Annotated in this window: 14 protein-coding genes (1 of these 14 running past the window's edge); 6 read left to right on the plus strand and 8 right to left on the minus strand. The window is 66.5% G+C overall.

Annotated elements, in window-relative coordinates:
- The 4 genes from ACLIMP_RS03610 to ACLIMP_RS03625 form a co-directional block, all read right to left on the minus strand.
- A protein-coding gene (locus tag ACLIMP_RS03610; protein WP_243692674.1) for a M23 family metallopeptidase crosses the window boundary here: on the minus strand, positions 1-259 show its beginning. Its footprint begins 497 nt before the window's first position; only the first 259 of its 756 coding nucleotides appear in the window; it begins with the start codon at positions 257-259; the stop codon falls past the left edge of the window.
- Between the two features lie 112 nt (positions 260-371).
- A complete protein-coding gene (locus tag ACLIMP_RS03615; RefSeq protein ID WP_443478044.1) occupies positions 372-1163 on the minus strand; it encodes a ferritin-like domain-containing protein in 792 nt (263 codons plus the stop codon).
- A complete protein-coding gene (locus ACLIMP_RS03620; protein ID WP_324697595.1) occupies positions 1163-1648 on the minus strand; it encodes a peroxiredoxin in 486 nt (161 codons plus the stop codon). The genes ACLIMP_RS03615 and ACLIMP_RS03620 overlap by 1 nt, the downstream gene beginning before the upstream one ends.
- Positions 1645-4356, minus strand: a complete 2712-nt coding sequence (locus tag ACLIMP_RS03625) for a bifunctional [glutamine synthetase] adenylyltransferase/[glutamine synthetase]-adenylyl-L-tyrosine phosphorylase (RefSeq protein WP_324698993.1) — start codon at positions 4354-4356, stop codon at positions 1645-1647. The genes ACLIMP_RS03620 and ACLIMP_RS03625 overlap by 4 nt, the downstream gene beginning before the upstream one ends.
- Positions 4357-4533: 177 nt before the next feature.
- Between ACLIMP_RS03625 and ACLIMP_RS03630 the strand changes: the two genes are divergently transcribed.
- The 5 genes from ACLIMP_RS03630 to ACLIMP_RS03650 all read left to right on the plus strand — a co-directional run bounded on the left by ACLIMP_RS03630 (position 4534) and on the right by ACLIMP_RS03650 (position 7470).
- Positions 4534-5514, plus strand: coding sequence for an agmatine deiminase family protein (locus ACLIMP_RS03630; RefSeq protein WP_185998285.1), 981 nt, complete (start codon positions 4534-4536; stop codon positions 5512-5514).
- A gap of 121 nt (positions 5515-5635) precedes the next feature.
- Positions 5636-5791, plus strand: a complete 156-nt coding sequence (locus ACLIMP_RS03635; RefSeq protein ID WP_156336816.1) for a hypothetical protein — start codon at positions 5636-5638, stop codon at positions 5789-5791.
- 210 nt (positions 5792-6001) lie between these two features.
- Positions 6002-6205, plus strand: coding sequence for a hypothetical protein (locus ACLIMP_RS03640; RefSeq protein WP_243692675.1), 204 nt, complete (start codon positions 6002-6004; stop codon positions 6203-6205).
- Positions 6202-7089, plus strand: a complete 888-nt coding sequence (locus ACLIMP_RS03645) for a bestrophin family protein (protein ID WP_054441151.1) — start codon at positions 6202-6204, stop codon at positions 7087-7089. Before ACLIMP_RS03640 ends, ACLIMP_RS03645 begins: the two co-directional genes overlap by 4 nt.
- Positions 7090-7128: 39 nt before the next feature.
- Complete coding sequence (locus ACLIMP_RS03650; RefSeq protein ID WP_324697600.1) at positions 7129-7470, plus strand: hypothetical protein; 342 nt, start codon at positions 7129-7131, stop codon at positions 7468-7470.
- An 84-nt stretch (positions 7471-7554) separates the two neighbouring features.
- Here ACLIMP_RS03650 and ACLIMP_RS03655 read toward each other — a convergent pair whose 3' ends face one another.
- From ACLIMP_RS03655 to ACLIMP_RS03665, 3 genes are read right to left on the minus strand one after another with little or no spacing between them, the layout of a single operon-like run.
- Positions 7555-8547: an LLM class flavin-dependent oxidoreductase gene (locus tag ACLIMP_RS03655; protein WP_185998283.1), complete on the minus strand. Its 993-nt coding sequence runs from the start codon at positions 8545-8547 to the stop codon at positions 7555-7557.
- Complete coding sequence (locus ACLIMP_RS03660) at positions 8544-9416, minus strand: tetratricopeptide repeat protein (RefSeq protein WP_185998282.1); 873 nt, start codon at positions 9414-9416, stop codon at positions 8544-8546. Before ACLIMP_RS03660 ends, ACLIMP_RS03655 begins: the two co-directional genes overlap by 4 nt.
- Positions 9417-9434: 18 nt before the next feature.
- Positions 9435-10199 (minus strand): alpha/beta fold hydrolase, encoded by a 765-nt coding sequence (locus tag ACLIMP_RS03665; RefSeq protein WP_054441147.1) that lies wholly within the window; start codon positions 10197-10199, stop codon positions 9435-9437.
- A gap of 128 nt (positions 10200-10327) precedes the next feature.
- Here ACLIMP_RS03665 and ACLIMP_RS03670 point away from each other — a divergent pair, with 128 nt between their 5' ends.
- The gene (locus ACLIMP_RS03670; protein ID WP_324697603.1) at positions 10328-11659 is read left to right on the plus strand and encodes a glycosyltransferase family protein; all 1332 of its coding nucleotides are present in this window, start codon (positions 10328-10330) and stop codon (positions 11657-11659) included.
- A 46-nt stretch (positions 11660-11705) separates the two neighbouring features.
- Here the strand turns inward: ACLIMP_RS03670 and ACLIMP_RS03675 are convergent, their stop codons facing one another.
- On the minus strand, positions 11706-11873 hold the full coding sequence (locus ACLIMP_RS03675; RefSeq protein ID WP_156336813.1) for a hypothetical protein: 168 nt from the start codon (positions 11871-11873) through the stop codon (positions 11706-11708).

Raw genomic sequence — 11873 nt, forward strand, 5'->3', positions numbered from 1 at the left:
CCTCGAAGTTCTGCCAGGAGCTGAAAAGGTTGCGGAACTGCTCGTCCTCACCGCCGCCGGCCGACTGGTTCGCGGCCTGCGAGGCACGAAGCGGGGCGGAGATATCGGCAGCGGCAGCGCTGCTGTTGGCCATCGCCGGGTGAGCGGCGACAAGGGAACCTGCGACGGCGACGGCACCGGTCACTGCGCGGAACTTGGCGAAGAATTTCGTTACGACCACTCGCAATACCTTGTTATCCGCCGCGTGCTGCGAAGCCACGACGCTTGTTCTAAGCAGGCGAACCGAAGGTACGCCGCGCAAACCCTAAGTTTTGGAGATGGTCGGAACCCCCCGCCGTCTCGCGAATTGGAGTTATGCCGAACGGATTAGATCAGGCAAGTCCGGCATATAGATCCCGCGATAAACCGGCAGCGAGACGCGCCGAGTCGTTGAACGGTGGCTTAACGGCCCCTCCAAAGTGGCGGGAAACCAAGGATTTCCAGAGGCTGTCCCGGTCCTCGTCCAACCGTTTGGCGACATCGGCGAAATGAATTGCGCCGAACCGGACGTGCCTGATTTCGTCGTCAAGGATTCGCTCGAGGATGCGCGCGCCGCGTTCGTCGCCGTTAGCCCGGACGCGTTCGAGAGTGGCCGGGGTCACATCGAGACCGCGCGCTTCCAGCACCATCGGAACCACTGCGAGGCGGGCAGCCACGTCGTGACGGGTTCCATGCGCTGCTTCCCAGAGGCCATCGTGGGCGGGCAGCGCGCCGTAACGGCTGCCGAGTGTTCGCAGATGGCGATCGAGCAGGGCGAAATGCATCGCCTCGTCCGCCGCGACCGACAGGAAATCGCTTACGAACCCCTCGTCCATCTCCCCGCCGAAGCGCCCTGCCATGTCCAGTGCAAGGTCGATCGCGACGAATTCGATATGGGCCAGCGCATGCCACAGGGCGATCCGGCCGCGCTCGGACCCGCCCTTGCCGCGTTTGGGCATGCGGTTCGGGGGCAGCAGTTCGGGCGCGTCGGGCCGTCCGGGCAGGTCGGGCATTTCCACGTCGAACGCGAAGGAGAGTTTCCCGAGCCGCCAGTCGCGCGCGACCTTGCGCGTGGCCATGGCCTTGGCCCAGGGATTACATTCGAGCAGCGCTTCGCGGATGGCTGCCGCCACGGAACCGGTCATCAGAGTGCCTTCGCGGCCTCCAGTACCTGCTGTGCGTGATCCTTGACCTTCACCTTGTCCCACACGCGGGCGATCTTGCCGTCGGCGCCTATCAGGTAGGTGGTGCGGACCATGCCCATGTAAGTGCGGCCGTAGTTCTGCTTTTCGGTCCAGATGCCGAGCGCGTCCGAGAGTCCGTTTTCCTCGGCGTCAGTGGCGAGCGGCGCCTTGAGATCGTGCTTGGCAATGAAGTTCTGGTGCCTTTTGGCGGAGTCCTTGCTCACCCCGAGGAGTGCGGTTCCGGCCGCATCGAACTGGTCCTTCAGGGCCGAGAAATCGATGTTTTCCGTGGTGCAGCCGGGAGTGCTGTCCTTCGGATAAAAGAACACGACCAGTTTCCTGCCCGCGAAGTCCGAGACTTTCACGGTGCCGCCTTCCGGCGTTTCGAGCGCGATATCGGGGAATGCGTCGCCGATGCCGAAGTGTCCGGGGGCACGAGTGTTCATGGGGTGGTCTCCAGTGTTTCGTCGAAGGCCTGTTGCCAGGCCGCGGCAACTTGCGCGCGGGCCCGGGCCAGGCTGTTCTCGAGGTCTTGCCAGTCGCCATAGCCACATGCGCGCACCAGCGCCATGCAGGCGGCATCCACAGGTTTCAGCGAATCGGGCGCGAGCAGGCGGGCGGCGACAAGCAGGCGCGTCAGCACGTCATGCGCAGGCTCGAGGCTTGCCGGAAGCAGCCCTTGCGCAGCCAGCAGGCGGACCGCCTCGCCCAGGTCGGCATCGAGACCTTCCCCGCTGCGCAACTGGGTGAAGTGGACAAGGAATTCGAGGTCCACCAGCCCGCCGCGCATCAGCTTGACGTCGAGCGGGCCTTTCGGCGGCTTGTGGCCGGCCATGCGGGTGCGCATCTCCAGTACGTCGGTGCGCAGCCGGGCCGGATCGCGGGGAGCGGTGAGCACATCGCGGATGATCGTGCCCAGTTTGCCGCGAGCTTCGCGCGAGCCGCGGAGCGGACGGGCGCGGCAGAGTGCCATGTGCTCCCAGGTCCATGCCTGCTCCTGCTGGTAGCGGGCGAAACTGTCGAGGCTGGCGGCGGGCGGGCCCTGCTCGCCGGAGGGACGCAGCCTTGTGTCCACTTCGTAAAGCGCGCCTTCGGCGGTTTGCACGGAGAGCGCGGCCGTCACCCGCTGGGACAGGCGGTTGTAGTAGAGCGTGGCGCCGAGCGGCCGCCGCCCATCCGATTCCTGCGAGAAATCGCCGGTGAAAAGATAGATCAGATCGAGGTCGGAGGCGTGTGTGAGCACGCCGCCGCCCATTCGGCCAAGGCCCAGTACAACGACTTCGCTACCGGGCACGCTGCCATGAACGTCCCGGAATTCCGTTACCGCCGCGTCGGTCAGAACCACGAGCGCGGCCTCTGCGATCCGGCCGAGGGCATGGCCGATGTCCAGCGGGTCGTTCACGCCTTCGATCAGTTGCACGCCCAGGGCAAAGCGGCGATCCCCGACCTTGCGACGGACCGTATTGAGCTTGCGTTCGTAATCGTCGCCCGGTTCGAAGCGAGAGAATTCGGCGATCAGTTCGGGCAGGGTGCCGGGCAGGTCGAAGGCGCTTGCGTCGATCAGGGGGTCAAGCAGGTCAGCACGCCGGGCAAGCGAATCGGCGAGCGGGGGAGCGAGGCTGAGGATTCGCGCCAGCCGCTCGATCAGGGCCGGGCGTGCCTCGAGCAGGCGGAACAGGTTGATCGCCGTGGGCAGGTTGTTGAGGAGCTGTTCCCAGCGCGCCATGGCGCGCTCCGGCTCGGGTGCCGCGGCCAGGGCGGCAAGCAGGTTCGGGCGAATCGCTTCGAAGGCAAGCCGTGCCGCGTCGCTGCGCAGGGCCCGCATCCGGCCCGAAAGCCAGCCTTCGATCCGGACGACCATGGCGTCGGGATCGGCAAACCCCAGATGCATCAGTTCGTCGCGCAGGTCTTCCTGCGGAGGCGTGGCAATCGCGATTGCAGGCCCGCTGGGCATATTGGCCATGACCAGCGCATCGTAACGCTCGCCGACGGCTTCGGTGATTTCGGTCAGCTCGGCAATCAGGGCGGCGCCGTCCGGCAGGCCGTCCAGACGGGCGACTTCGTCCAGCAGTTCGGGCCTGGTCGGCAGGGAATGGGTCTGCTGGTCCTGCATCATCTGCAGGCGGTGCTCGACGGTGCGGAGCCGATCGTAGCTTTCGCCAAGCAGACGCGCATCCTCGGGCGGGACGAGCCCGGCTTCGGCCAGTGCGTCCAGCGTGGCGCGGGTGCCGCGCAGGCGCAGCGCGGGGTTGCGGCCGCCGTGGATGAGCTGGTGAGTCTGGGCGTAGAATTCGACCTCGCGAATGCCGCCGCGCCCTTTCTTGAGATCGAAGCCGGGACCGACAGTGACGCTTCCGCGGGTATTGGCGCGGATCTGCGCGGTAAGGCGGCCGATTTCGGCAATGGCGCCGAAGTCGAGGCTCTTGCGCCAGACAAACGAGCGGATCGCGGCAAGGAATGCCTCGCCCGCCGCAATGTCGCCCGAGCAGGCGCGGGCGCGAATGAAGGCTGCGCGCTCCCAGGCGAGGGCGGAGGATTCGTAGTGAGTGAGGGCGCCATTTATCGAGATCGCCAGCGGGCTGACTTCGGACGCCGGGCGCAATCGCAAGTCGGTTCGGAAGACGTAGCCTTCCTCGGTTACCCCGGCGAGCGTTTCGACCACGGCGCGGGCCACGCGCTGGGCGGCTTCACCGGGCTCGTCGCGGTCACGGCGGGGGAGGAGCTGCGGATCGAACAGCAGGATCGGATCGATGTCAGAGCTGTAGTTGAGTTCGCGGGCACCATGCTTGCCGAGCGCCAGGGCAAGGAAGCCCGCAGGCTCGGCATCGGGCACGCGGCGGCGGATGCCCTCGGCAATGGCGGCGTCGAGGGCGCGGTCGGCCAGGGCGGACAGTTCGCCCGTCACCGTGAGCAGGGGGAAGGCCCCGGCAAGGTCGCCGATCGCGAGGGCAAGAGCCATGGCCTGCTTTTCGCGCCTCAGCGCCGCACCGACGCTGGGAGCGCCTTCACCGGCGGCACGCGCCCAGTCGAGCGCGGCCTCGCCTCGTCCCGCAGCGAGCAGTTCGGTCAGGGCGGGCAGCCGGTCGAGCGCGCTGGAGAGATAGGGGGCGTGGGCGCGGGCGCGGGCGATCGCGCCGGCCCAGTCTGCTTGCATTTCGGCATCCATCCCGGCTTCCTGCCCGGCACTGTCGCCAAGGGCAAGCATCAGACGATCATTGCAGCATGCTCTTCGGCCCGATGATTGCGGGATTGCCCCAGGGCCGGCGCTCTTCTATCGGCTCGGCCGTTCCCGCGGCACAAGCCTTGCGCCGCGGCTGAAGGAGGTTGCCCCGTGACGTTCGCCCTTCCCCCTGAATGGCATCCGCAGGACTGGATCTGGATCGGATTTCCGCACGATCCCGTCGAATGGCCGGGTTTCCTCGAAGCCGCGCAAGTGCAGATGGCCGAATTCGCCTCTACCGTCGCCGAATCGGGACAGGAAGTACGCCTTGTCGTGCGTGACGAGGCCAACCGTGCGCGGGCGGCTTCGCTGGTCTCGTCGAAAGTCTCGCTGGAAGTGCGCCGTTATGGCGACGTCTGGCTGCGCGATACCGGGCCGCTGGTCGTGGCCGACGGAAACCGGGCGCTCAAGGCGATGCGCTTCGGCTTCAATGGCTGGGGCGGCAAGTACCTGATGGACGGCGACCAGGAGATCGGCGCCGAACTGGCTCGCGATGCCGGGCTGGAGGTGGAGACGTCGGACTGGATACTGGAGGGCGGCGCGCTCGACGGTGATGGCACCGGGCTTGTCGCCACGACAGAGCAGTGCCTGCTCAACCCCAATCGCAATCCGCACCTCACCCGTGCCGATCTGGAAATGCGCCTGAAGCGCGATCTGGGCTATGACCGGGTGCTGTGGCTGGGCGATGGTCTGATCAACGACCACACTGACGGCCATGTCGACAATCTCGCCCGCTTCGTGGCGCCGAATGTCCTGGCCCTGCCGCGTGCGACGGGACCGAACGACCCGAATGCCGGGATCTACGCCGATGCCAAGGCCCGCGCCGAGGCAATGGGCGTGACGGTGCGCGAGGTTCCTTCGCCGGGACGCGTCGAAAGTGACGGGCGGATCGAACCGGCCAGCTACATGAACTTCGCGATCACCTCGAAGCTGGTGGTCGTGCCGGTCTATGGTACCGAGCACGACGACGAGGGCGTCGCCGCGATTGCTGCGTTGTTCCCGGACCGCGATACCGTGGGAGTCATGGCGGACGCCGTGCTGGCGGGCGGCGGGTCGTTCCACTGCTCCAGCCAGCAGATGCCTTCCCGCTGACCGGGTGTTCCGTCCGGCTCAGGGCCGGACGGAGTCCCACGTGCCGGTAGAAAGAAGTTACCGGCACGAAAACCACCCGATTTAACCGATTTGCAACGCCTCACGGGCCATGACGGCGTTCATGGCACGTATCGTCGCACTTGCGCTCAGCGCTCATGGTCTTCGGCCCCAGGGCCTGAAGGCTTCGAACCTCACGCAGGCGGGCGCTCTGCGCGGTATTCTTGTGTGCGGATGCGCACTCGCGCTCATTCTCGCCAAGGCTTCGCTCCCCTTCTGACGGGGCGATGCGCCGCCGGGGGTACCGCGCGGCAAAGGATTTCCCTTCCGTTTCAGAACATTTTTCGCGCAGATTTACGGCTCGCCGTTTCTGCTGCACCGCACATCGTGTCTGCTGCGTTGCAGCAAAACATTGTCACGAATGGTCGATGCAATCGAAATCATCCTTCCCCAGTTTACCTCTCGCGGTGACTGGAAAAGGAGATTCACCATGCGCCATATGACTGACGCCGAGCGGGCTCGCCTTCGCCAATCGCTCATCGGGAATTTTCTGCTATTGCTGTTCGGGCTGGGCGTGCTCGGATTTCTCGTGGCGATCGACAGGGCTGACTGGTTCACCCTGAGGCCGGTTTCGGGAACCTCGGTCGCGCTTTCACATGCCTCGGCCCAAGGAGGGGATTCCGCCAAGCGATGATCGTCACACCTTCGCTGCAACCCGTCCAGATATTCCGCGAGATCTGGAAACCGCTGACATTGCTGTTCGTCTGGGACGTCATCGTCACGGTGACCTACTTCGTGCTGCCGTTCCATGCGCCCGAGCTGCCGGTGACGCTGTTCGGTTCGGCGCTGGCGCTGTTCCTCGGCTTCCGGAGCAATTCGGCTTACCAGCGATGGTGGGAAGGTCGCGGGTTGTGGGGGCTGATGATCAATGCGAGCCGCAACATCGCGCGCGCCGCGCGCAACTTCATGCCCGATCCGGACGCGGCCGAACTGAAGCGCCGCATCGTCCTGCGCCAGATTGCCTACGTCAACGCGCTGCGCTGCCAGCTTCGCCGCATCAAGCCCGATGCGGAAGTGCTGCGCATGCTTTCGCGCGGGGATGCCGATGCCTCGCTGGAACGGGCCAATACCGCCAACGGCATTCTCGACGAGACTGGCCGCCGAATCGATGAAGCGCGCCAGAAGGGCTGGATCGACACGATCCAGCAGGCGCAGATGGAAGCCGTGCTGGTCGATATCGCCAATGCGCAAGGCGGGATGGAGCGGCTGAAGAACACGCCGCTGCCCTATCAGTACCGATTCTTCCCGATCGTCTTCACGCACATGTTCTGCATCCTGCTGCCGATCGGACTGGTCGAGACGCTGGGCGTGGCCACGCCGCTCGGCTCGACGATCGCGGGAATCATGTTCCTTGCGGTGTTGGCCATCGGCGACGACCTGGTCGATCCTTTCGCCAATACCGTGCACGATCTGCCGCTGAACGCCATGTGCCGCACCATCGAGATCGACCTTCTCCAGTCGATCGGCGAGGAAGCGCCGGCGCCGATCACGCCCGACAAGCAGGGTATCCTGTGGTGATGCGTTGACCTTCCGCCATGGAAGCCTAGGAGCATAGCCATGGCCAAAGCAGACCGCCTCGAACGCATGGACAACCGCCGTGCCGATCTCGAAATCGAATATCGCGCCGCGCTCGTCGATGCGCTGCGTGTCACCGCCGCGGGGCAATGGGGCCTGTTCGACCACAACAAGGACAAGCAGGCCCGGGCCAAGGCGGCGCCGATGGTCGATGCGCTCAATGAGCTGGCAGACGAGATCGACGATCTTCGCGAACAGCTCGACATGGAATGCTTCGCGCTCCATCAGGAATTCCTCGCCGCGCGCGGCCCGGTCCGGGCAGACGCGGTGGGAGAGCCGAAGCAGGCGCAGGCCTGGCTGGAGCGCCTGAAGCAAAACGGATAACCACGCCGCCCGGGCGGCGTGCGCGCATTCCGGAAGGTCGCGGCGAATATCCGGGAGATTACCCCCGGATATTCCGCAAGGTGATTACGCTCCGGCCGTCTCGAAAGCGTCCATCGTCAGTTCCAGGGACCGGATCTGCGCATCGGGGTCGAAGATCGCGCCGGACACGATCAGTTCGTCGGCGCCGGTGCGCTCGATGAAGGCGTGGATCTCATCCCGAACCCGCGCCGGCGTGCCGATGGCGCTGACCGAGCGGACCTGTTCGAGCATGGCCTTGGCCGGGCCGGGCAGGCCTTCGCGATAGTTGCGGATCGGCGGGGGCAGGCGTCCCGGCGTTCCCGTGCGCAGCGCGACGAAGCTCTGATCGGTGGAGGAGGCGAGGTAGCGGGCTTCCTCGTCGCTGTCCGCGGCAACCACGTTGATGGCGGCCATGAAGTGAGGCTTGTCCAGCACCTTGCCGGGCTGGAACCGCTCGCGGTAGATGCGCGCCGCCTCGTCGAGCATGGCGGGGGCAAAGTGCGAGGCGAAGGCGTAGGGCAGGCCGAGCATGGCAGCGAGCTGGGCACCGAACAGGCTGGAGCCGAGGAGCCACATCTCAACGTCCGCCCCGTCCGCCTGCGGCGAGGAGACCCCGCCCACCGCCTGTCCGGCGAAACGGGCCTGAAGCTCCACCACGTCCTGGGGAAAGCGTTCCGACGCGCCGTGGATGTCCTTGCGCAGGGCATTGGCAAGGCGGCCGTCCGCACCCGCTGCCCGGCCGAGGCCCAGGTCCACGCGGCCGGGGAACAGCGCCGCCAGCGTGCCGAACTGCTCGGCGATCACATAGGGAGTGTGGTTGGGCAGCATGATGCCGCCCGCACCGATGCGAATCGTCGATGTCGCCGCGCCGATGTGCGCGAGCACGACCGAAGTGGCGCCGCCCGCGATCCCGTCCATCCCGTGGTGTTCCGCCACCCAGTAGCGCCCATAGCCGGCCTTTTCGGCAGCCTGCGCGGTGCGGGCGGAAATGGCGAGCGCTTCGGCGACAGTGCCGCCTTCGCGCACGGAGACGAGATCGAGGACGGAAAGCGGGATCATGGCTTTGATGTTCCTTCTGGCCCCAGCTGGCTGAGGTATTCCTTGGCGGTGGCGGCGTAAGGGCTTTCGGGGCTCATGGTGAGCACCGAGTTCCAGCTACGGCGCGCGGCTTCGTCGCGACCCGCCATGACGGCGACGACACCGGCTTCGAGGCCGATCTCGGGGTCTTGCGGGGCAAGCTGCGCGGCTTTCTCGATCTGGGTCTGGGCTTCGATCAGCTTGTTCTGGCGGCGCGAAAGCGTGGCGGAAAGCAGCCAGGCCTGCGCATTGTCGGGATCGGCGGTGCGCGCGTCGGTGAGGGCGGCAGCGGCTTCGTCGTTCTGGCCGACCGAAACCAGCGCGCGGGCCCGGTCCAGCGCGATCGAACCGCCGAGCGAGCCGTCATTGGCGGTCTTCGCCTCGGCGGCTGCCGGGCCGAGCAGCATGAGCGCTTCTCCGGCCTTGCCGTCCGCCAGCGCGGCATTGCCTGCCATCGCGCCCAGCCGCGCACGGCTGAGATGGTCGCCGGGATCGGCGATGTCGCGGGCCTGGGTGAAGGCGGCGCGCGCTTCGTCCCAGCGGTTGAGGTCGGCAAGCGCAACGCCGAGGCAGAGTCCGGCGCGCACGCGTTCGCGGCCTTGCGCGCTGGAAAGGGCCTTGCGGGCGATATCCGCGGATCGTTCGGGATCGGCCTCCACCGCGAGCAGGCAGCCGTTCTCCGCCCGCAGCGGGAGCGGGCCGGAGAACTGGGCGGATTCGGAGCGTCGCTTGCGCTCCTGATCTTCCTTCTTCTCGACGATTTCGCGCGGGAGCGCCGAGGCGTAAGGGCTGGAAATGCCGCCCGCGTCGAGAGTGGACTGCATCAGCATGAGGGGAAGAAGGAAGGGCATGGGGGGACGGTCCTTAGATCAGGCCGCCGGATCGCGGGCGAGGATCAGTTCGGCAACCGTGCGCAGCAGCAGGTGGATGTCGGACTCGCGCGAGAGGCGGTGGTCACCGTCCTTGATGAGCGAGACCTGCACATCGGCTGAACGCAGGCGTTCGGACAGGCGCACGGAAATCTCCCAGGGCACTTCCTCGTCCCGCTGGCCGTGCAGCAGGCGGACCGGGCCGTCGAAGGCGATTTCCTTTTCCAGCATGAGGTTGGCCTGTCCGTCAGCCCAGAAGCCGGGGTGAGTCGGCGTGGGTTCGGGGCCGTAGGGATTGTCTTCCCAGATCGTTTCGCCATCCGCGAGAACGTTCTTGTCCATCTGGGCGATGCCCCATTCGGTGAAGTCGGGGGCGGCGGCGATGCCGATCAGGCCCCTGACCTTGTCCGGCCCGGATGCGGCCAGCGCCTCGGCGACCATCAGCATGAGCCAGCCGCCCATCGAGGAACCTACCAGCACGACCTGCCCCAGCCCGGCCGCCTCGATCACCGCAAGCACTTCGTCCCGCCAGCGGGTGAGCGTGCCATCGGCAAAATCGCCGGGACTGTCGCCGCAGCCGGAATAATCGAGCAGGAGGCAGGGCCGTCCGCCCGCCCGGGCCGCTTCGAATACTGCCGTGGCCTTGCTGCCGGCCATGTCCGACATGTAGCCGGGCAGGAACACGATCGTGGGTCCGGTGCCGGGAGTGAAGCGGTGGGCGATGCGGCGCCCGTCGGGCAGCTCCAGATAACGCGTGTCGGTCATGGCGGCTCATCTGGGGGGTGAGCGCTTTCAGGACAAGTGCCGATGATTGCAAGAGTTCCGGTTGCCCCGTTCGCGGTTCGCGGCATAAGGCAGTGTCAAAGCGCCTGAAACAGGAAGTCGCCCCCCGAATGTCCGCGCAGATTCTCGACTTCCCCACGCGTCCCAGCCGTCTTGCGATGCGTCTCGAATGGTTCGCCACCGAACGTTCGGTGCTGCTGGCGATCTGGGCGCTCTATTTCGCGCTGCGGGTGGCGGTGCTGCTGATCGACGTGGCGCCCACTTCCGATGCCGCCTGGTACTTTGGCCGCGCGGCCAGCCTCGCCACCGGGCAGGGATATGCGGAAAACGGCATTCCCACGGCGTTCTGGCCTTCGGGCTGGCCGCTCGCGCTTTCCGTGGCGTTCCACCAGTTCGGCATCTCGCAGGTTACGCTGGGTCTGTTCAATCTCGCTTCGGCGATGATGATCGGGGCGGTGACGCTGGCGCTCGGCCGCCACCTGTTCGCCAACGAAGCGGCGGCGCGCGGCGGGCTGCTGCTTCTCGCGGTCTATCCCAATGCGATCGGCTATGTGCCCCTGGCCCTGACCGAGGTGTTCTACACGATGCTGCTGCTTGTCGGTTGCTGGACGGTGATCGTGCGGACCACTCGCTGGCAGCTGGTCGGAGCCGGGCTGGTCTTCGGATTTGCCACTCTGGTGAAGGCGCAGACGCTGGTGGTGGTTCCGCTGCTGTTCGCGATCGACTGGCTGCGTGCCCGTCATGTCTGGCAGCGGCTTCCCGGCCTTCTGGCAGAGGGGGCGATCGTCGTCGCCGTGGCGGGGCTGGTGGTGTTGCCGTGGTCGCTCCGCAATCGCGCTGAGCTGGGCCACTGGGTCGCGGTGTCGACCAATGGCGGCTATACCCTGCTCACCGGGAACCACGATACCGCCACCGGCGACTATTCGCCCGATGCGCCGGTGGTGAAGCGGCTGATGGCGCGCGGCGATCTTGATGAAGTATCCCGCGATGCCGAGGCGGGAAGACTCGGCGCGGCGTGGATCAGGGAGAATCCCGGAAAGTTTCTGGCGCTGGCGCCCCGGAAGCTGATGCGGCTCTGGCTTCCCGATGGCGAGGCGGAATGGGCCTATCAGGGCGGCGCGCCCGGCTATTCCCGGTTCGAGATCGCCTACCGCGCGGTGCGCTACCTCAATCAGGGCTACTACGCCCTGCTCATGCTGGGGTTCGTGCTGGCCTTCGTGGTCATGACCGTGCGGCGCCTGCATGAGCGGATGCGCTGGGCGGGCTGGTGGTTGCTGCCTTACGGTGTCGGGCTCTATCCGACGCTGATCTGCCTGGTGTTCTCGGGCCAGTCACGCTTCCATTACCCGGTCATGCCGTTCGTCTGCATGACCGTGGGCTGGCTGGTGGCGGCGGCGGTGGAGCGGATCGCATGGTCGCGGCGGAAGCCGATGATCCACTAAGCGATCAGAGCAGGCCACTAAGCGATCAGAGCAGGCCACTAAGCGATCAGAGCAGGGCGGGCGCGATCACCCGCACGATCACCGTGCCTGTGGAGGCTTCCGCGCTTTCCGCCTTGCGATGGCCCGAAGCGCTGTCGTGAAGCAGCGTGAGGCCGACGGCGAGCGCGAGCGCCAATGCCACACCGGCCCCGATCCTGCCAAACCGCCCCGACAT

Source organism: Novosphingobium aeonii, from assembly GCF_052279045.1.
Classification (GTDB): Bacteria; Pseudomonadota; Alphaproteobacteria; order Sphingomonadales; family Sphingomonadaceae; genus Novosphingobium.